Raw genomic sequence first — 19,028 nt, forward strand, 5'->3', positions numbered from 1 at the left:
CTGCAAACCCCGTGTCCCGATTTCGCAGAGTGACTGTCCGCTTACAGGGGAACGGATGTCACTTGGTCGCCCCAGGTACTGGATCGTAACAAACGCGAACGGTTATCATTTCATTAACCAGGCAGGTCACCGTCTTCCGCACGGCCGAGACCCACCCAGCTGCGCCGGTTCCAACCCAGCGCCCAACGACCCATGGAAGGGGGCTGCCTGCTGTCTGCGTGCGCCTGCTGCTTCCACCGGGTCCCCCTCCTCCGATGGAAGCCGTCATGTCCCTGTCGTTCCGTACCCCTTCCGCGCGCCTGCCGCGCACCCGCCTGGCCTGCGCTCTGGCCACCGCCTGCCTGCTGGCCCTGCCCGGCCTGGCCGCCGCAGAGGCCAGCGCCGATGCCTCCACCAAGGATCTGGATACCGTGGTGGTCACCGCCTCGGGCAACCAGCAGTGGATCAAGGATGCACCGGCCAGCATCAGCGTGATCAGCCGCGAGGACATCGAGCGCCAGCCGGTGCACGACCTGGCCACCCTGCTCAGCCGCGTGCCGGGCGTGACCGGTGGCCTCAGCGCGGTCGGCGAGCAGTCCAAGATCAAGCTGCGTGGCATGCCGTCCAATTACACGCTGGTGCTGGTGGACGGCAAGCGCATGGGCAGCTCGGCCTCGACCAACTACCGGCCCGACCTCGGCCGCCAGGATCTGAACTGGATCTCGCCCGACCAGATCGAACGCATCGAGGTGGTGCGCGGACCAATGTCGTCGCTGTACGGCTCCGACGCCATGGGCGGCGTGATCAACATCATCACCAAGCGCATCGGTGATGACTGGAACGGCAGCGCCACCCACAGCTATACCCGCCCGGGTGATGGCAAGCGCGGTGATACCCAGCAGATCGGTGCGACGTTCTCCGGCCCGCTCGGCGAGCGCTTCGGCCTGCGCATCGGTGCCAACAGCATGCGCCGCGACTCGGACCGCTCCAACGGTGGTGTCTATGGCAATGCCTACGCCGGCGAGAAGGACCGCAATGTCGACGCGCTGCTGCAGTGGAAGCTCAGCGATGCGCAGGAACTGTCGCTGGAAGCCGGCCACGGCGTGCAGCAGGCCTTCATCGACGCGTCGCTGGAAAAGCAGGACGAAGGCGCCTGGGGTGCCAGCGAACTCAAGCGCAGCTCGCTGGCACTCAACCACGATGGCAAGTGGAGCTTCGGCAACTCGAAGCTCAGCGCGTACTGGACCGAGTACAAGAACGACATCGGTGCCACCGGCCGCTCCGAGGCCACCGATACCATCATCGAAGGCAGCCTGACCACGCCGTTCACGCTGGGCGTTGAACACCAGTTCGCCGTCGGTGGCCAGTGGAAGCGCCAGGAACTGACCAATACCGATACCATCGGCCGCGCGCCGATCGACTATGCCGGCAATGCCGTCAGCGGCTCCAACCTGGAAGTGGATACCTGGGCATTGTTTGTCGAGGACGAACTGAAGCTGCACCGCACGCTGGCGCTGACCCTGGGCGCACGCCTGGATCATCATGAGAAGTTCGGCAGCCACGTCAGCCCGCGTGCGTACCTGGTCTGGCACCCGGCCGAACAGTGGACGATACGTGGTGGTGTTTCCAAGGGCTTCCGCGCGCCCAGCCTGACCGAGAACTCGCCCAGCGCGGCCACCCAGTCCGGCGGCCGCGGCTGCACCTCGCTGATCCCGCTGGGCTATACCCGCGGTGGCTGCTACATGGCCGGCAACCCGGACCTGGACCCTGAAACCAGCACCAACCGAGAGATCGGCATCAGCTTCGACAATGACCTGTTCGATGCCGGCCTGACCTACTTCCATACCGACTTCAAGAACAAGATCGAGTACGCGCCCCTGGGCAAGTTCAACGGCATCTGGTGGACGCGCATGAGCAACGTGCAGCGCGCGCGCACCAGTGGCATGGAAGGCAACTTCAATGTCCGCTTCGGCGAGCAGTGGCGCTGGCGCACCTCGGCCACCTGGATGAAGGAAGCCAAGAACCTGACCACCGGCAGGAACCTGATCGATACGCCGGAGTTTTCCGGCTATTCGTCGCTGGACTGGACGCCCAACACGGTGTTTTCCAGCAGCCTGTCGGCGCAGTACACCGGCAAGCAGACCGGTACCGCCACGACCTTCCTCAAGGCCTACACCCTGTATGACCTGACCGCAGCCTGGAACGTCAACGAGGTACTGACCCTGCGCGGCGGCGTCAGCAACCTGGCCGACAAGAAGCTGTATGCGGAAGGCTCCACCGACTACTTCGTGGCCGGGCGCAGCTACTTCATGAGCATGACCGCGCGGTTCTGACCGGCGGCGCGCGCCGCGATCGCGCTGGCAGCACGCCAGCGCGATCGGCGGTGTTGCGGATTACTCGCTTTCCAGCGCGGCCGCGGCCGCGTTCTGCGTAGCGGCCGTGCGTGCACGGTCCATCGCTACCGCCAGTTGCTGGCGTGCGAGCAGTTGTTGTGCCTGCACCACTTCAGGTGTCGGCAGGAGCACCGGTCCCGGTGCGTTTTCCGGTATAGCAGGTGTGGTCATGCAACCTCCATGGACATCCCGCCGCCGCCCGGGTTCAGCTGGGGCGGCAGCGGAACTGCGCACCCTATCCTAAAAACAAGGCGGATGGGTGACGGTGCGGCGCCCCGCCGCAGGCCTGCACATGCCGGGCGCGTCACATTTTTGACGGTTGAGGGTAGTTTCCTGAACCGTCGGCCTCGTATCATGTAACCGTTTTCCTACAAGGACGTAATCGTCAATGAACACCGTCGACCTCTCCCGCTTCAGCCCGAAGTGGCAGTTCCGCTTCAATTTCTTCCAGCAGCACGGCGCTCCGAAGGAGCCGCGCTTCAAGGAAGCCTGGAAGGCGCTGTCCTTCGGCGACCGCCTCAAGATCAACATCAACTTCTTCGCCTTCTTCTTCGGCTTCATCTACCTGTTCATTCTGGGCATGTGGCGCAAGGCGCTGGTGGTGATCGGCATCGGCCTCGTGCTGGGCATCGTGTCCCTGTTCCTGCCGGACATCATCGCGCGCCCGCTGTTCATCGCCATGAACTTCCTGGTTGCCGCCAGCACCAACTACAGCTACTACCTGGAGCAGGTGAAGGGCAAAGCCAGCTGGAATCCCTTCGAAGGCATGTTCTGACGCGATGCTGCCGCCGCACTCCGGCCTGGCATAGCATCAAGCAGACATGAAGACGCCCGGCCTTGGCCGGGCGTCTTCATGTGCGCGCAACAGGATCAGGCCGCGCGGCGGACCGTAGCCACCGGCTCGGCCTGCAGGCGGAAGCGCGAGACCGCCACCGCCAGCTGCTCGGCCTGTTCTTCCATCGCACGCGCGGCGGCACTGGCCTCTTCCACCAGTGCGGCGTTCTGCTGGGTGGTCTCGTCCATCTGCACCACGGTCTGGTTGACCTGCTCGATGCCCGCCGACTGCTCGCGCGAGGCTGCCGAGATCTCGGCCATGATCTCGTTCACTCGGCCGACCTGGCCGACGATTTCCTGCATGGTGCGGCCCGCGCCGTGCACCAGCTGCGCACCGGCACCGACCTGCGCCACCGAGGCGTCGATCAGCTCCTTGATCTCCTTGGCCGCGCCTGCCGAGCGCTGGGCCAGCGCACGCACTTCGCTGGCGACCACGGCGAATCCGCGGCCCTGTTCGCCGGCACGCGCCGCTTCCACCGCCGCGTTCAACGCCAGGATGTTGGTCTGGAACGCGATGCCATCGATTACCGAAATGATCTCGGCAATGCGCTGCGAGGAGGCCTCGATCTGTTCCATGGTCTGCACCACCTGGCTGACCACCTGCCCGCCTTCGCTGGCCACGCCCGCTGCGGAGCCGGCCAGGGTGTTGGCCTGCAGCGCGTGGTCGGCATTCTGGCGCACCGTGGAGGTCAGCTCTTCCATCGAGGCCGCGGTCTCTTCCAGGTTCGCCGCCTGCTGCTCAGTGCGGCGCGACAGGTCACTGTTGCCGGCGGCAATCTCACCCGCCGCCAGGCGGATGCTGGCCGCCGACTGCTGGATCTGGCCAACGATCTGGGTCAGCTGCTGCACGGTGCTGTTGGCATCGTCGCGCATCACCGCGAACACGCCGTGGAAGTCGCCCTGCATGCGCGCGCTGAGGTCGCCTGCGGCAATCGCGCGCAGCAGCGTCGACAGCTCGGCCAGGTTGTGGTCGCTGACCTGCATCATGGTGTTGAGGGTTTCCACCATGCGGCGGAAGTCGTGGTCGAAGCGCAGCGTGTCGCCGCGCACCGCGAAATCGCCGGCCGCTGCGGCGGCGGCCAGCTGCTGGATCTGATCGTTGATCGCCGCCAGGTTGCTCTTGGTGGTGGCCATTGCAGCGGTGAACACCGCCTTCTCGCCCGGCAGCGCTTCCATGTCCACGCTCAGGTCACCCACCGCATAGCGCTGCATCACGTCGACCAAGCGCTGGGTGACGGCGTTGCTGGAGGCCACCAGCTGGTTGCTGTCAGCCACCATCCGGCCGTACTCACCCGGGAACGCCGTGGCGTCCATGCGGTAGCTGATTTCACCGGCGTCATGGCGACGCGCCATTTCCGCCTGCGCCGCCATCACCGACTGCAGCTGCCCCCGCATGCCCTGCATCGCGTCCAGCAGGCGGCCTACTTCGTCGTTGCTGCGTGCCGGCAGGGTGCTGTCCAGCTTGCCCGCGGCGACATCGCCGGCCACGCGCACGGCTTCGGCCAGTGGGCGGATCGCCAACCGGCGCAGCAGCACATAGACACCGGCACTCAGCGTCAGCGCGGCCACCACACCAACCAGCAGGGTCAGCCACAGCAGCTGGCGCGCCTCGGCCACGATCACCGCGTGCGGCATCACCACACCCAGTGCAAAGCGCTGCGGCGCATCGCCCACACGCAGCGGCACGTATACGCGCACGTTGCCGGCGGCATCCGGAGTGAAGGCTTCGAACCGGCGGTCGGCGGCGATGTCTGCCAGCATGCTGCGGGTCAATGCGTCGCCACGTGGCTTGCCGATTTCGGCGGCATTGGCCGAGGCCAGCACCACGCCATTGGGCGAGAGCAGTTCGACGCGCCCGGCGCCCATCGGCTTGAGCGTGGCCAGGTGCTTCTGCAGCGCCGCCAGCGAGAAGTCCACAGTGAATACACCGAGGAACCGGCCGTTTTCGATGATCGGCGTGCTCAGCGTGCTCATCAGCACCTGCTGGCCACCGATGTCGTAGGCGTAGGGCTCGCTTACCTTCGCCAGCTTGTCGCGGCTGGGCACCATGTACCAGTCACCGGAGCCACTGGCCGTCTCGGTGTAGTCGGTCATCGTCGACTGCTGCGGCTTGCCGTCGTGCCAGGCCCAGTAGCTCATGTAACGACCGGTGGCATCGTGCGCTTCGGTGTTGACGAACTCGGCATCCTTGCCATCGAAGGCGTCGGCCTCCCACATGGTGCTCTTGCCCAGCCACTCGGGGTGGGTGCGCAGCTGCTCGCCCAGCACGGCAGCCAGGCTGGCACGGTCCGGAACATCGCCGCGCGCGCGCTGGGCGAGCACGGCCTCGACCATGGCGTCGTTGCTGGCAAAGGCGGTGCCCAGATCGGCCGCGACCTGGCGGGCTTCGGCGGTGGCTTCGCTGGCCATGGTCTGGCGCGAGGCGTCGATCAGGCTGGCGCTGGCCTGGCGGTAGATCAGGAACGCAGTCAGGCCGAAGCACAGCAGCGCGATCGCAGCGGTGCCCAGCATCAGCTTGTGGGCGATGCTGCCCGGGCGGCGGGCAGCGGCGGAGCGGGGAGAAGGCATGGAAGGATCCGCAAGGCAGTTCAGGACGACCGGCACCGCGAGGGCACCGCGCAGGTGCGCGATCCGTCGCGCAGGCCACCGGCCGCCGGGACACGCCCGGCGCTGGAAGCGCACCGGGTTAGCGGCCGCCTGCGAACGAGGTTGAGGCGGTCCATCTGCACATTCCTGAACCTGCTCAGGGTCGGGTCAGGAACCCGCCCCGCTGCCGCCCTATTCGGCCACGCGGTCCTTGATCCATTCCGCCCGCGGCAGCACCTCGATGCTGCCAACCGCGTACTGCTGCAGCACGTCGTCCGGGCCGAAGCGCGGCTGCCAGCCCAGTGTGCTGCGCATCAGTGCACTGTCGTAGACGCGGTCAATGCTCAGCGGCAGCGGCCAGCCACGGCGCTCGAACTCGGCCAGCAACTGCGGGGCGCGGCGGGCCAGCACCCTGCGGGGCTGGGTCGCCAGTTCCAGGCAATCCTCACGCAGGAACGGCGTCGGTGCGCAGGCAATGTAGCGTGCGAAGGCAGCGCCCTCATCGTGCAGCAGCGCGGCATGTGCGCTGGCCACGTCGCGCGCGTCGATACCGCGGTGCAGGCGGAACATCGCCATCCGCTCCGGTGGCTCGGGGAAACAGCGGGCCATGCGCAGCACGCGCACGCTGAAGCCCGGCGCCGCAGCGGCTTCAGCCAACGCCTCGGCCTGCAGCTTGCTGCGATGGTAGATGGTGCGTGGCAGCGGCTCGGTATCTTCATCGATCCAGCGACAACCGCCCGCCACCACCGCATGGCCATACAGCGCCGTGGTGCTGGTCAGCACGAAGCGGCGTGCACCGGCCTCGCGGGCAGCCTGCAACAGGTGTGCAGTCGCCTCCACATTGATCTGCTGGAATACCGCATCCGGCACCAGGCCGACATGGGGTGCGTGCAGGGCGGCGGTATGGATCACCGCGTCGACGCCCTGCACTGCCCGGATCACGGCCTGACGATCGGTGACATCGGCAATGATGCGGGTGGTGGCGAATGGGCTGCGATCCAGCCCCACCACTTCGTGGGCCGCCGCCAGCGCGCCGAAGATCGCACGCCCGATCCGCCCGGAACTGCCGGTCAACAGAATCTTCATTGAGTCCATTCACTCGAAGCGCCCGGGAACTACCGGGATGCATCGATTCTAGGCACGCTGCATGTCGTCTGCGATAGGGCGCGGTTGCAATTGTGCGTTCATTCTGGCGATGCCGATCGGGCGAGCAGCTGCCGGGCGACGAACAGCGGATCGTCACCGCCTGCTGCATCAGGCGTGACGCCGGTGCGTTCCCAGTTGGTTCCGGTACGGAGGTTGATCGGCTGCCGGTCGGGAATGCTGATCTGATAGCCATCCGGCAGCAGCACAGGATCATCGAACATATGTGCCGCACCGCCACTTCGACTACCAACGACACGTGCCCGCCCCTGCGCCTGCAGCGAGTACGCGACGAATTCGGCGGCCGACCCGGTGCGGCGGTCGATCAGCACCACCAGCGGCTTCAGGTACAGCCCCAGGCTCGCCGGTGGCAACGGTACCGGACTGCGCTGGCCACGGCGTTGCAGTGACTGCACCTGGGTGATCTCCGCCGCCAGCAGGGTCCGCACCAGCAGGTCCGCACTGCCGTCATCGCCACCACCGTTCTGGCGCAGGTCCAGCACCAGGCCATCGGTGTCGGCCAGCAGGGTGAAGGCAGCAGCCAGCTTCGGCCGGGCCAGATCGAGCGGATAGAAGGTGCTCAGGCGCAGGTAACCGATGTTGCCTTCCAGCACCCGCACCTCGCGCACGCCCGCACCATTGCTGCGCGCATCCGCGCGCCAGGCCATCAGCCAGTCATCCTGGCCGGCGCGGGCATCCACCCGCTCGACATGGAAGTGGCCATCGAACACGTCCAGATCCTGGTTCAAGCGTGCGCTGAACGCCTTGGGGTCCGCGCAGCTGTCCACATAGCGCTGCTGGGTGGACCAGCCGCGCACGGCCTCGGCAATGTGCGCGCCTTCGGCCACGTCCAGGTACTGCGCCTGTATCGCCGTGGCCGCCGCCTGCAGCACCGCGTCCTGGGCCGGGCAGGACGCCGCCAGCAGCGCGCCCAGGATCCACGAAACCGCCATGACCGCACCCCATGTTGATGATATGTAAGTGCTTATATATCATCGCCACCATGGATCTCCAACATGCCCCCCTGGGAACACTGCTGCGGGCCCTGCTCGACCAGCTGGACCCGGCGGTCGAGCAGGCCTACCGCGACCTGAAACTGGACTACCGGCCGCGCTACACCCCGGTGCTGCGCACGCTGATGGCGCAGGGACCCTGCCGCATCAAGGATCTCGCACTGGCCTGCGGGCTCAGCCATTCGGCGCTCAGCCAGACGGTTTCAGCAATGGTGCGCGACGGCTGGCTGCACGCTGCGGTCGGTGAAGACAGCCGCGAGCGCATCCTGCAGCTGAGCCCGCGCGCGCTGCAGGCGTTGCCGGCGCTGCAGGCGCAGTGGCAGGCCACGGCACGCGCGGCGCGCAGCCTCGATGCCGATCTTGGACAGTCATTGGAGCAGGTGCTGCGCGACGCACTGCAGGCACTTGAACAGCGGCCGTTCGCGCAGCGACTGCGCGGCACGCCCCAACGCTGAGGCGCTTACTGCTCGGCCGCCATCTCGATTTCGCTGAGGAACGTCCAGCTGCCATTGGCCAACCGCAGCTCCAGCGTGCGGCACTGCGCGGCCAGCGGCGCGGCGTTGCCCAGCACGTATTCCTCTTCGGTCGAACCGCTCAGTCCGGCCTGGGTGAATGGCGCCGACAGCACACCGATCTTCACCGCAGCGGCGCCCGGCTCGGCACACATCACCTCCACAGCTGTCGGCGTGACGATGCCCCACGCCGGGCGGGTCATCGTATGCAGGCCGATCCAGTCCACCCGCCGGCGCTGGCCCAGGTCGATGGTCATGCTGGCGTTGCCATGCACGCCTACCCAGCCTGCATCCATCGGGTTGCGCGGATCCCCCACCCGACGATCGAACAGCTCGTGGCCACTGCTGTCCGGATAGTTCGCATCCGGTGCCACGCTGTAGCTGTACGTGGTCTGCACCGGATCGACGAGGTAGGACGCGCCGAGCCCATACAGCCCGCGATAGGTGTTCATCAACCGCGGAGATTCGGCATAGCCCTGGCCGGGGCCGACCACCTCGGACATGTGGTACTGGTTGAGCCAGGCAACGCGCTTGCCGGCCGAACGCGCGCTCCACAACTGCTGGTTGATGCGCTGCACCGACGCGGAGCGATAGGCACCGGACAATCCGTTGCCGGTTTCCAGGAATAAAGGACTGCCATGGTTGAACAGTTCGATGTCGGCCCACAGGCCGCTGGCCCCCAGCGCCACCGACAGCGCCTCGTAATACGCCTCGGTCGAATGACCCGGGCGATCCCACTGGAACAGGCGTGCATGCGAGGCGGCGCCGATTCCGTCCTGCCAGATCTGCACATCCACGCCGGTGGCCGTACGGAACTGTGCAGCAGCCCGGCCCACGCTGGCCGGATCCACGCTGGATGACGCCAGGTAGGGGGCCACCATCACCGGCCGCGAGGGTGTACTGCCTTTGAGCGCCGTCACGATCGCACGGTAGAACGGCGCGCGATAAGCCGGCACCTGTGCTGGCTCGTCGGTGATGTACCAGCCAGCGAACGCCGGATGCGATCCGTACTGTTGGCCCAGCTGGGCCAGCGACTGCGCCGCATCCTGTGCCACGGCCGTTGCGTTCTGCCCCTGCCAGAAGGTGGCGCACTGCCCCGAGCTGTAGGTGGTGCCGACCACGACCTTCATGCCGCGCGCGGCCGCCGCATCGAGCACGGTGCCGAGCTTGCCGGGAAAGCCGGCAATCCATTCGAAATCCTGCACGCCGCTGGCGCAGCCGACGCCGGCACGGGTGGCACGCACCTGACCGAGGATGATCGTGTCGTTGCCCAGGTCCTGCAGCTCATCCAGGAACAGCGGCAACTGCGCAGCCGGTAGTTGTTCGTCGGTAGCCGAATAGCCGACGTGGACAAAGCTGCCGGACAACAGGGGGCTGGCCGCATGGACGGGGGCGGTACAGGCCAGCACTGCGATCAATCCAATCCTGTTCATGTTCTACGTCCCTGTCGTGGCCAGGCGAGTGGCGTTGTTGCGCATCCTATCAACAGCGACGGTGGCCCCATCACGATCATCGACAACGCTGCGCAATCGCCGACTTCAGCTGCCCCCGCAGCAGCGCACGTGCAATGCCGATTCAAGCGGTTGATTCATTCAACTGCGTGATCGAGCCTGCGCGCTCCTTCCCCTGGAATACTCCTCATGCGCACGCCGCCCGCACCGCTCAGCCTGATGGAACGCGACCGCCGCTGGGCCCTGGCCCGCGACCTCATGGCCAGTGAACGCCTCGATGCCCTGGTTGTGCATGGCGACCGGGAAGCCGCCGCACCGGCCGGGTTCTCGCCGGACTGCTACTTCACCAATGACCGGCCCGGCTCGATCGTGGTGTTCGTCGGCGACCAGCCGCCACGGGTGTTCACCTTTGCCTCGCTGATGATTGCCGACCACCTGCAGGCCTGCCTGCGCGGCGACCTGCAGTGGATCGCACCCGAACAGCTGTGGGTTGGAAAATCCGGTCTGGAGGTTGGCCGCTGGCTGCAGCAATGTGGCCTGCACACGGCACGTATCGGCGTGCTGGGGCTGGAGCCCTATCCACCGTTCTACTTCGACGGCGCGATGCCCGCGCGCACCCTGCAGGGCATGCAGGCGGCGGTGCCGAACGCGGAATTCGTACCGGTATATCGTGCGTTCTTCCAGCGCGCCTCGGTAAAGAGCCAGGAGGAACTGGCGCTGATTGCGCATGCCGCCTGGATCGGTGAATCCATGAGCGAGGCGCTGCGTGCCACTGCTCGCCCCGGTGTTTCGGAAGCCGAACTGGTTGCCGCAGTGACCGCCGCCTGTTTCTCGCTGGGGGGCTATACCGCCGAGGTGTTGCTCGGCTCGGGTCCCGAGTATGTGGGCTGGGGACCACCCGCCTGGCAGTATCGTGCGCAGCCGCCGCGCATTCTGCGCGATGGTGACCTGGTGCTGTCGGAGATCTTCGCACTGTACGGGCTGATGGAAACCCAGCATCAGGCCGCGGTTGCCATTGGCGAGGTGCACGACGACATCCATCGCGCCGCTGCCGTCGCCCGCAGCAGCTACGAAGCAGGCCTGTCCGCACTGCGCGTGGGCAATACCTTCGGCGATGTCGTCGACGCGATGGAAGCGCCCCTGCTGGAGGCGGGCGGCTGGCACGTGCACCCGCTGGTCCACAGCCTCAACCCCTATGGACCGATTGGCTTTGGCCGTGCACCGGGCATCGAAGCGCTGCCGGAGGCCGCGCGCTATGCGCACATCGCGCCGCTGCCGACTGTCGGGCGCGAACTGCCCCTCCAGGCCGGCATGTGCTTCGCCTTCGAACCGAACTGTGCATTCGGCCGGCACATGGCCAACATCGGCGGTACGGTCATCGTCGGCGCGGACGCGGGTACCGCGCTCAATGAAAACTCGACACGGCTGATGCAGGCCGATGCCTGAGTTCATCGCCCATCTGCAGACACCGGCACGGCGGCGCGCGGCCGAGACGCGCAGCGGGCAGACCCGAGCCCGACTGCTGCACGCGGGGCTGCAGCTGTTCAGCGCGTTCGGCGTGGAGGGTGTGCGTACCCGCCAGCTGGTGGACATGGCCGGCTGCAGCCAGTCAGCCATTCCCTATCACTTCGGTGGCAAGCAGGAACTGTATGCCGCCGTACTGCAGCGCTGCGCTCAAGCCATTGCCGAGCGATTGCCGCTGCCGGCAACGCCACCCAACGGCGCGCGGCAGGCCGCGCAGCAGCTGCAGCAGTTGATGCGGGCATTCGTCCATGCCTTGCTTTCGGCGCCGGATGCAGGTCCACGCACGCTGCTGTTGGCGCGCGAACAGATCCAACCGACGGCGGCGTTCGCCAGTGCCCACCGTACGCTGTTCGAACCCCTGCACTCCACGTTGGCCGCGTGCGTAGCGTGCCTGCGCGGCAGCGAACCATCCAGCGCCGAGACGGTGCTGCGTACCCACGCCCTGCTCGGCCAAGCGATCGTCTTCGCCGTCTCCCACGGAGCTCTGCAGGCGCGACTGAACCAGGGAGCTCCCTTGGCAGACGTAGAGACGATCGGGTCGGTGGTCAGTGGCATGGCACTGGCGGCAGCGAAGGCAGCGCCCGCCTGAATGGCTGCCTGATCAGCCCCGTGCGCAGGGCGCGTGAAAACCGGGGCGAAGATGGCGACCTGGACTTAGCGTGCGATGGCCAAGCATGGATGCCGTCGTCTACGAAGGCGACGCCCACACCGCAGGAGATTTCACATGACTGAGCAGAACCCGCGCAGCTCCAACCGGGGTTTCGCATCAATGGACCAGGAAAAGCAGCGCGCGATCGCTGCCAAGGGCGGGCGCGCCGCACATGCCTCCGGCAACGCGCATGAATTCAGTCCGGCCGAGGCACGTGTCGCAGGCCGCAAAGGCGGCGAGGCGATCAGCCGCAACCGCCATCACATGGCCGAGATCGGTCGTGAAGGTGGACACGCTCGCCACGCCAATGCGCGCCAGCAGCAACAACAGCCTCAGGAGATCGAACGCACGGCAGCGGGTCCGCAACGCCAGCAGGGCTGAATGCAGCGCGTCAGGCCGGTGCGCGCTGCCGATACAGCCCGAGCGCCGCAAGCAGGGCCAGCGCACCGGCCACAGCCATCGCCCATCCGAAACCACTGGCCATCGCACTGCGATACCACGTCAGCATCTGTGGCGTGGCGTGCATCGAGCCCGGTTGCAGAATCAGTTCGCGCGCCTGTGCCGCCAGCTCCCGCTGCCCGGCCGCCTGCGCGGACGCGGCGAACTGCTGCACGGCGCGCTGGCCCATCAGGCTGCCCAGCAGCGCGATGCCCAGGCTCATGCCTGCCTGACGTAACGCGTTCATCGTGGCTGAGGCAATACCCGCGCGCTCGACCGGCGCGCTGGCCATGACCGCCATGCCGGTCGCCGGCACTGCCAGCCCCATTCCAATGCCAAGCAGCACCAGCACAGCACTGGAATAGGCGTGCGAAGTAGCCGGTTCGAACGTGGCCATCGCGCACAGCGCCGCCCCGGCCAGGGAATAGCCCAGCACCAGCGCGGCGTGCAGCCCGAGGTGGGCGACCAGACGCCCGAACAACAGCGACACGGCACCCATCAACAGGAACTGCGGGGCCAACTGGGAGCCTGCCAGCGCAGCGTTATGCCCCTGTGCCTGCTGGAAGAACAGCGACAGGAAGAACAGGCTGGCATAGGCAGTGAAGCCCAGCACGAACGAGGCCAGGTTGAACATGCCGAAGCGGCGGTCGGCAAACAGGTCCAGCGGCAGCAATGGGCGTGCCACCCGGCGTTCGACGATGCCGAACAGGATCAACCCGGCAGCTGCCACGCCCAGCGCCAGCAGCGTCACCGGGGCCAGCAGGCCATGCGCGCCGATCGCGATCAGGCCATAGCTCAGCGTACCCAGCGCGACGACGCTGAGCAGCTGCCCGGCAGGGTCCAGCGCAGCGTGCTGCGGATGCCGCCGCTCCGGAATTCCCCAGGCGCCCAGCGCCAGCGCGAGCAGGCCCAACGGCAGGTTGATCAGGAAGATGCTGGGCCATCCGACGCGCTGTACCAGTACGCCGCCCAGCAGCGGGCCAAGCACCAGGGCCAGCGCACTGAACGCCGACCAGCCACCGATCGCACGTGCACGTTGGCGCGCATCGGGAAACGCGTGGCTGAGGATCGGCATTGCGGCGGGAATCAACAAGGCGCCCGCGATGCCCTGCACTGCACGCCCGGCTACCAGGGTCGCAAGATTGCCGGCACAGGCGCACAGCAGCGACCCCAGCGTGAAGGTGGCGACGCTGAGCAGCCACATCCGCCGATGACCGTAACGGTCCCCAAGCGGCCCCGCCGACAGCATCAACGCCGACAGCGCGATTGCATACGCATTGATCACCCACTGCAGGCCGGCCATGTCGGTATTCAACGCCTGCTGCAGGGTCGGCAGGGCGACGTTGACGATGCTGATGTCCAGCGAGGCGAGGAATGTGCCGAGGTAGGCCGCCAGCAACAGGGCCGGCCGCTGGAAACGTCGCATGTACGGTTCCCGGGGGAAGGATGTGTACGCATCGTAGCCACTGACTGACCGTCAGTCAATGACTGACGGTCAGTCGGTGCCACAGGCCAGCTAGAATGGGTCCCGTCGCACCCGGATCCCTCCCACATGCAGACCCCAGCTGTCGCCAGGCCTCGCACCAAACCTGCGGAAACCCGCCAGGAAGAACTGATGGACGCCGCGCAGGCGCTGTTCCTGTCAAAGGGAGTGGATGCCACAACCATCAGCGACATCGTCGCCGCAGCGGACGTTGCCAAGGGCACCTTCTATACCTACTTCGCCTCGCGCACCGAGATTCTGCAGGCGCTGGCGCAGCGCTATACCCAGCGTTTCATGGAAGACGTCGACCACGCCGTGCAGCGCTACCCGGCCAGCGATGGCGTAGCACGCCTGCGCGCCTGGATCCGCGCCAACATCGAACTTTATGTGCGCACCCATGCACTGCACGACGTGGTGTACGCCAACCATCATCACCACCAGCGTGGCAACGCCGAACGCAATGCGATCCAGCAGCAACTGCTGGGCATCCTCGAAGCAGGCAATGCCGCAGCTCTGTGGCAGCTTCCAGCGCCCAAAGTCACCGCCTCGTTGATCTATGCCGGCGTGCACGGCGCCACCGACGACCTGATCGCCATACCCGCACAGGATGCCGATGCCTTCATCGCCGCCGTGGTGGATGATTGCCTGCGCATGGTCGGCGTGCCACCAACCGGTGCCAAACGTCGCTGACGGGCTTTCTGCTGCTCAGATGTGGGCGAGGATGTTCAACAGCCGCCCGAACGGGTCACGGACGAAGAAGCGGCGCACACCCCAGGGCTCATCGGCGGGGCCATATTCCAGCGGGATGCCGGCCGCGCGCATGCGCTCCAGTACCTGTTGCAGATTGTCGACTTCTATCGACAGATCCGGCACCGCCGTGCCGGATCCCCCTTCAGTGGCAAAGCTGACCTGCGCCAGCGCGCTGCCCTCGCCGCCATGGGTGACGATCCAGCCGTGGTCCATCACCACCGGCATGCCCAGCAGCTCGCCATAAAACGCTGCAGCACGCGCAGGGTCAGGCGTGGCGATGTTGGCGACGACACGTTTGACGGCCATGTGCGGCGGCTCCGATGCGATTCCCCATCCTCGCCGCTGCGTGCATGGCCTGCAAGCGGGCGGCGCTGAAACAGAAGAGCCCCGTCAGGGACGGGGCTCGTCATCAGTCCTGCATTGCCACTGCTTACACAGCGCCGCAGCGATCCATGACGCAACGATCGTATTCGTACTGGCATTCCATCGCATCACCGCCACCGGACAGACACGCCTGGTAAGCCTTCCAACAGGGAAGATCACATGGCGGAATCGGCCCAGCCACAGCAACCGAACCGCTGCAGGCCAAGGCGAACACCGCACCCGCGATCATTTTCCTGAAAGTACGCATCGACATCACTCCTTGATAAGCCTGGTGAGCCCAGGCCGGGCCACGGTAGCGAGGCCTCCGGGAGATGGAGTGAACGCCAGCGTCACGCCCAATTAACGTGTTCATAAAATTCCTGCCACATAGCTGGGGGGTATCGCCGTGCCTTGGCGTTAACGGCTTTGTAGTCCGTCATCCAAGGAAGTTGTCCGATGAATCACCCGCTGCACGGCCGTTCGTCCCACTCCCGTTCTCCGATGCATAGCCGCCTCGCACTGGCTGTAGCCAGTTCCCTGCTGCTGGCTGCTACGCCCGCCATCGCCAGCGAATCACTCGACACCTGGCAGCAACAGCGCCAGTTGCAGGCCGCCTGGGCGCAACCCCCCAGCCTGGCCAGCACGGCCAGCACCGCGAACCTGTCGGCGCCGTTGTCGTCCGCCGCAACCAGCAGCACCTCGATCCTCGGCAACTCCGGCGATGCGGCCAGCTGGCGCAGCGATGAATTCAACGCCGACTGGGGCCTGGCGGCAACCAACGCGGACCACGCCTACGCGCGCGGCCTGACCGGCACCGGAATCCGCCTCGGTGTGTTCGACAGCGGCACTGGCCTGGACCATCCGGAGTTCGCCGGCAAGAACCACCGCAGCATCCATATCGCTGATTTGCTTGCCGATGGCACCCGCTGCACCAACACCAGCCAGCTCACCGGATCCGGCGCCTGCTTCTCCTCCGATGGTGACGACGTGCAGGTGAGCTACGTCGGTTTCAACGCCAACGTCCCGCAGAACATCCGCGACCTGATCCGGGCCGGCAACTACGTGCAGCCCGGCCTCGAGTTCGAGGTGCATGGCACCCACGTGGCCGGCACCATCGCCGCCAACCGCGATGGCAATGGCATGCACGGCGTGGCGTTCGGTGCCGATCTCAGCGTCGCTCGCCTGTTCTTCAACAGCGCCAGAGAGTGGCAGCCCGTGGGGACCAGCTATTCCGTAGTTTCGCTGGGCAGCGTCGGTCCCGATCCGTCCGCCGTGGTCGACATGTACGCGCAGATGAATGCCCAAGGTGTGCGCGCGATCAACCACAGCTGGGGCCTGAGCAAAGAGCCCAATGCGGTACTGATGGACCAGATCTACAACGATCCGGATGATCGCGCCTATCTCGCCACCTATGCCGACGGTTCGCGCGCCAATGGCATGATCCAAGTCTGGGCCGCAGGAAACTCGCCTGCCCGAGCAGTCACTGCGCCCGTGTCGGCCAGCCCGATCGCAGGCATGTACGCCACCCTGCCGCGCGCCTTTGCCGATATCGAAAAGTACTGGCTCAGCGTGGTCAATGTTGGTCAGGACTTCACGCTCAGCCGAACCTCCAACAAGTGCGCCCTCAGCGCCAACTGGTGTCTGGCGGCCCCCGGTTCGAACATCAACTCCACGGTCTACGGCGATGATTCCACCCTGGCCGCGTCGCTGGGTGTGGATGCCAACGGCAACCTCTCCCTCGATGTCACCCAGCGTGTGCCGACCTACAACTATGGATTGCTCAGCGGCACCTCGATGGCCGCCCCGCATGTCACCGGCGCGCTCGGTCTTCTGTTCGAGCGCTTCCCCTACCTGGACAGCGCGCAGGTCCGTGACGTCCTGCTGACCACCGCGCGTGATATCGGCGCACCAGGCATCGATGAGATCTATGGCTGGGGCCTGATGGACCTGCGCAAGGCCATCGAAGGCTACGGCTCGCTGCGCGTGGACACCAACGTGGTGATGAACCAGAAGGCCGGTGGCCTGAAGGTGTGGGAAGGCGATGCCTGGGATGACTGGACCAACGACATCGGCGGCCCCGGCAAGCTGACCAAGTCCGGCATCGGCTGGCTGCGCCTGAGTGGTGGCAACACCTTCAACGGCGCAGTGCTGCAGGACGGCACGCTGGAATTGAACGGCACCAACACACTCACGTCAGCGGTCGAGGTCCAGGGTGGCCAGTTCCTGCTCAACGGTTCGCTGGTCTCCACCGCCCTGAACACCACCGGAGGCGTGAGCACGGTCAGCAGCAGCGGCCTGCTGAAGGACAGCAACCTGACGGTCAACGGTGGCGTGGTGTCCTTCAACGGCACGCAGACCGGCGGCACCACCACGGTCGGTGCCAACGGCCTGCTGAAGGGCATCGGCACGCTGGGCAACACCCGTGTGGACGGCATCATCGCGCCCGGCAATTCGATCGGCACGCTGACCATCAACGGCAACTACGTGCAGGGTGCAACCGGCGTCTATGCCGCCGAACTTGCCCCGGGCGGCCGCAGTGACCAGTTGCACGTAACCGGCACCGCCACTCTCGGCGGCACCCTGGTCGCACTGCCGGAGCCGGGTACCTACTACCTCGGCGAGCAGTTCAATTTCATCCGCGCCGACGGCGGTGTCAGCGGCCAGTTCGCGAAAACCGACTTCAGCGCGTTCTCGCCGTTCCTGCAGTTCAGCCTGGCCTACGGCGCCAATGGCACCCGCATCGACGTGACCCGGGGTGCCTCGCTCGCCAGCGCCGCCACCACGCCGAACCAGCGTGCGGCCGCGGCGGTGGCCGATGGACTGGCGATCAACCAGGGCCTGCCCAAGCCGCTGACCCAACTGTTCCCGCAACAGGTGGGTGGCGTGCTCGATGGCCTCAGCGGCGAGCTGCATCCGGCCACGGCGCTGGCCCTGGTCGAGGGCAGCCGCTATGTGCGCGATGCCGCACTGTCACGTCGTGCCGGTGCCACCGCACCCGGTGCCGATGCGGGTGATGCCACCGGCGCCTGGGTGCAGGCACTGGGCGGCAACAGCAAGCTGGATGGCAACAGCAACACCGCGCGCACCGACGCCAACAGCAACGGCCTGCTGGTCGGCATCGACCGCGAGTTCGGTGGCTGGCAGATCGGCGTGCTGGCCGGTACAGGCCGCACCGACGTGAAGCAGCAGGAGCGTCGTGCCAAGTCGAAGATCGACAACACGCACTTCGGCGCCTATGCCAGCCACACCTGGGGCGGCTTCGGCCTGCGTGGTGGCGTGGCATGGAGCCGCAACGAAGTGAAGAGCACGCGTGATGTTGCCTTCGCCGGCTTCAGCGACAGCCTCAGCGCGCGCTACAACGCACGTACGCGCCAGGCCTTCATCGAAGCGGGCTACCGCTTCGGCAATGCGGAAGGCGGGCTGGAGCCGTACCTGCAGGTCGCCCGCGTGGAAGTGGACCTGAAGCAGATCAACGAGCGTGGCGGCGCGGCCGCACTGCACGGCAAGGTGGACGACACTGGCACCACCATCGCCACCGCTGGCCTGCGCTTCGACAAGGGCCTGAAGGCCTCGTTCCAGCAGGACAGCTGGCTGCACCTGCGCGGTGGCGTGGGCTATCGCCGCGCCTCTGGCGACCGCAGCCAGGTGGCCAACCTGGCTTTCGCCAACAGCAGCAGCACCTTCGCGGTCGAGGGCGCACCAATTGCCGACAACGCCGTGGTGGCCGAGCTGGGCCTGTCGGCATGGCTGACCCCGCGGCAGCAGCTGGAGCTGGGCTACAGCGGCCAGTTCGGCAGTGAAAGCCGCGACCATGGCGCCACCGCACGCTGGTCTGTGCGCTTCTAAACACGTGCTCTCTTGACGGGTTGGGGCGGCCTTGCGGCCGCCCCCTTTTTTGCCCGCCACCCAG

16 protein-coding genes are annotated in these 19,028 nt (G+C 66.5%); 8 read left to right on the forward strand and 8 right to left on the reverse strand.

Going from position 1 to position 19,028, the window contains the following annotated elements; translation table 11 throughout:
* Positions 1-266 precede the first annotated feature (266 nt).
* Entirely contained in the window at positions 267-2,312 is a 2,046-nt protein-coding gene (locus N7573_RS03120; protein WP_164080612.1) for a TonB-dependent receptor, read from the forward strand.
* A gap of 60 nt (positions 2,313-2,372) precedes the next feature.
* Here the strand turns inward: N7573_RS03120 and N7573_RS03125 are convergent, their stop codons facing one another.
* Positions 2,373-2,543, reverse strand: a complete 171-nt coding sequence (locus N7573_RS03125; protein WP_165929944.1) for a hypothetical protein — start codon at positions 2,541-2,543, stop codon at positions 2,373-2,375.
* 217 nt (positions 2,544-2,760) lie between these two features.
* On the opposite strand from N7573_RS03125, the gene N7573_RS03130 reads away from it, so the two are divergent.
* Positions 2,761-3,147: a DUF2628 domain-containing protein gene (locus N7573_RS03130; RefSeq protein WP_049423770.1), complete on the forward strand. Its 387-nt coding sequence runs from the start codon at positions 2,761-2,763 to the stop codon at positions 3,145-3,147.
* Positions 3,148-3,242: 95 nt separating this feature from the next.
* Here N7573_RS03130 and N7573_RS03135 read toward each other — a convergent pair whose 3' ends face one another.
* The 3 genes from N7573_RS03135 to N7573_RS03145 all read right to left on the reverse strand — a co-directional run bounded on the left by N7573_RS03135 (position 3,243) and on the right by N7573_RS03145 (position 7,888).
* On the reverse strand, positions 3,243-5,774 hold the full coding sequence (locus N7573_RS03135; RefSeq protein ID WP_134950801.1) for a methyl-accepting chemotaxis protein: 2,532 nt from the start codon (positions 5,772-5,774) through the stop codon (positions 3,243-3,245).
* A 210-nt stretch (positions 5,775-5,984) separates the two neighbouring features.
* Positions 5,985-6,878, reverse strand: a complete 894-nt coding sequence (locus N7573_RS03140) for an NAD(P)-dependent oxidoreductase (protein WP_164080613.1) — start codon at positions 6,876-6,878, stop codon at positions 5,985-5,987.
* A gap of 98 nt (positions 6,879-6,976) precedes the next feature.
* Complete coding sequence (locus tag N7573_RS03145) at positions 6,977-7,888, reverse strand: S41 family peptidase (RefSeq protein WP_032128585.1); 912 nt, start codon at positions 7,886-7,888, stop codon at positions 6,977-6,979.
* A gap of 50 nt (positions 7,889-7,938) precedes the next feature.
* Between N7573_RS03145 and N7573_RS03150 the strand changes: the two genes are divergently transcribed.
* Complete coding sequence (locus tag N7573_RS03150) at positions 7,939-8,403, forward strand: MarR family transcriptional regulator (RefSeq protein ID WP_279912448.1); 465 nt, start codon at positions 7,939-7,941, stop codon at positions 8,401-8,403.
* A gap of 5 nt (positions 8,404-8,408) precedes the next feature.
* Here N7573_RS03150 and N7573_RS03155 read toward each other — a convergent pair whose 3' ends face one another.
* Positions 8,409-9,893 (reverse strand): DUF4434 domain-containing protein, encoded by a 1,485-nt coding sequence (locus N7573_RS03155; protein ID WP_279912449.1) that lies wholly within the window; start codon positions 9,891-9,893, stop codon positions 8,409-8,411.
* A gap of 207 nt (positions 9,894-10,100) precedes the next feature.
* Between N7573_RS03155 and N7573_RS03160 the strand changes: the two genes are divergently transcribed.
* From N7573_RS03160 to N7573_RS03170, 3 genes are all read left to right on the forward strand, one after another.
* A complete protein-coding gene (locus tag N7573_RS03160; RefSeq protein ID WP_049423757.1) occupies positions 10,101-11,357 on the forward strand; it encodes a M24 family metallopeptidase in 1,257 nt (418 codons plus the stop codon).
* Entirely contained in the window at positions 11,350-12,024 is a 675-nt protein-coding gene (locus N7573_RS03165) for a CerR family C-terminal domain-containing protein (protein ID WP_049401068.1), read from the forward strand. The genes N7573_RS03160 and N7573_RS03165 overlap by 8 nt, the downstream gene beginning before the upstream one ends.
* A gap of 135 nt (positions 12,025-12,159) precedes the next feature.
* On the forward strand, positions 12,160-12,465 hold the full coding sequence (locus N7573_RS03170; protein ID WP_279912450.1) for a KGG domain-containing protein: 306 nt from the start codon (positions 12,160-12,162) through the stop codon (positions 12,463-12,465).
* A gap of 10 nt (positions 12,466-12,475) precedes the next feature.
* Here the strand turns inward: N7573_RS03170 and N7573_RS03175 are convergent, their stop codons facing one another.
* Positions 12,476-13,948: an MFS transporter gene (locus N7573_RS03175; RefSeq protein ID WP_107433278.1), complete on the reverse strand. Its 1,473-nt coding sequence runs from the start codon at positions 13,946-13,948 to the stop codon at positions 12,476-12,478.
* Between the two features lie 126 nt (positions 13,949-14,074).
* Between N7573_RS03175 and N7573_RS03180 the strand changes: the two genes are divergently transcribed.
* Entirely contained in the window at positions 14,075-14,695 is a 621-nt protein-coding gene (locus N7573_RS03180; RefSeq protein WP_279912451.1) for a TetR/AcrR family transcriptional regulator, read from the forward strand.
* A 15-nt stretch (positions 14,696-14,710) separates the two neighbouring features.
* On the opposite strand, the gene N7573_RS03185 is transcribed toward N7573_RS03180, so the two are convergent.
* Together N7573_RS03185 and N7573_RS22295 are read right to left on the reverse strand one after the other, a co-directional pair.
* Positions 14,711-15,061 (reverse strand): VOC family protein, encoded by a 351-nt coding sequence (locus tag N7573_RS03185; protein ID WP_049423747.1) that lies wholly within the window; start codon positions 15,059-15,061, stop codon positions 14,711-14,713.
* A 124-nt stretch (positions 15,062-15,185) separates the two neighbouring features.
* Positions 15,186-15,386 (reverse strand): hypothetical protein, encoded by a 201-nt coding sequence (locus N7573_RS22295; RefSeq protein ID WP_080355439.1) that lies wholly within the window; start codon positions 15,384-15,386, stop codon positions 15,186-15,188.
* 188 nt (positions 15,387-15,574) lie between these two features.
* Here N7573_RS22295 and N7573_RS03190 point away from each other — a divergent pair, with 188 nt between their 5' ends.
* Positions 15,575-18,964: an autotransporter serine protease gene (locus N7573_RS03190; RefSeq protein WP_279912452.1), complete on the forward strand. Its 3,390-nt coding sequence runs from the start codon at positions 15,575-15,577 to the stop codon at positions 18,962-18,964.
* Positions 18,965-19,028 lie beyond the last annotated feature (64 nt).

Origin of the sequence: Stenotrophomonas sp. GD04054 (assembly GCF_029836955.1) — a bacterium.
Classification (GTDB): Bacteria; Pseudomonadota; Gammaproteobacteria; order Xanthomonadales; family Xanthomonadaceae; genus Stenotrophomonas; species Stenotrophomonas maltophilia_A.

What these genes read in the sequence shown, in the direction of transcription:
- N7573_RS03120 (WP_164080612.1), top strand. Translation starts at nt 267, where the DNA reads ATGTCCCTGTCGTTCCGTACCCCTTCCGCGCGCCTGCCGCGCACCCGC.
- N7573_RS03125 (WP_165929944.1), bottom strand. Translation starts at nt 2,543, where the DNA reads ATGACCACACCTGCTATACCGGAAAACGCACCGGGACCGGTGCTCCTG.
- N7573_RS03130 (WP_049423770.1), top strand. Translation starts at nt 2,761, where the DNA reads ATGAACACCGTCGACCTCTCCCGCTTCAGCCCGAAGTGGCAGTTCCGC.
- N7573_RS03135 (WP_134950801.1), bottom strand. Translation starts at nt 5,774, where the DNA reads ATGCCTTCTCCCCGCTCCGCCGCTGCCCGCCGCCCGGGCAGCATCGCC.
- N7573_RS03140 (WP_164080613.1), bottom strand. Translation starts at nt 6,878, where the DNA reads ATGAAGATTCTGTTGACCGGCAGTTCCGGGCGGATCGGGCGTGCGATC.
- N7573_RS03145 (WP_032128585.1), bottom strand. Translation starts at nt 7,888, where the DNA reads ATGGCGGTTTCGTGGATCCTGGGCGCGCTGCTGGCGGCGTCCTGCCCG.
- N7573_RS03150 (WP_279912448.1), top strand. Translation starts at nt 7,939, where the DNA reads ATGGATCTCCAACATGCCCCCCTGGGAACACTGCTGCGGGCCCTGCTC.
- N7573_RS03155 (WP_279912449.1), bottom strand. Translation starts at nt 9,893, where the DNA reads ATGAACAGGATTGGATTGATCGCAGTGCTGGCCTGTACCGCCCCCGTC.
- N7573_RS03160 (WP_049423757.1), top strand. Translation starts at nt 10,101, where the DNA reads ATGCGCACGCCGCCCGCACCGCTCAGCCTGATGGAACGCGACCGCCGC.
- N7573_RS03165 (WP_049401068.1), top strand. Translation starts at nt 11,350, where the DNA reads ATGCCTGAGTTCATCGCCCATCTGCAGACACCGGCACGGCGGCGCGCG.
- N7573_RS03170 (WP_279912450.1), top strand. Translation starts at nt 12,160, where the DNA reads ATGACTGAGCAGAACCCGCGCAGCTCCAACCGGGGTTTCGCATCAATG.
- N7573_RS03175 (WP_107433278.1), bottom strand. Translation starts at nt 13,948, where the DNA reads ATGCGACGTTTCCAGCGGCCGGCCCTGTTGCTGGCGGCCTACCTCGGC.
- N7573_RS03180 (WP_279912451.1), top strand. Translation starts at nt 14,075, where the DNA reads ATGCAGACCCCAGCTGTCGCCAGGCCTCGCACCAAACCTGCGGAAACC.
- N7573_RS03185 (WP_049423747.1), bottom strand. Translation starts at nt 15,061, where the DNA reads ATGGCCGTCAAACGTGTCGTCGCCAACATCGCCACGCCTGACCCTGCG.
- N7573_RS22295 (WP_080355439.1), bottom strand. Translation starts at nt 15,386, where the DNA reads ATGCGTACTTTCAGGAAAATGATCGCGGGTGCGGTGTTCGCCTTGGCC.
- N7573_RS03190 (WP_279912452.1), top strand. Translation starts at nt 15,575, where the DNA reads ATGAATCACCCGCTGCACGGCCGTTCGTCCCACTCCCGTTCTCCGATG.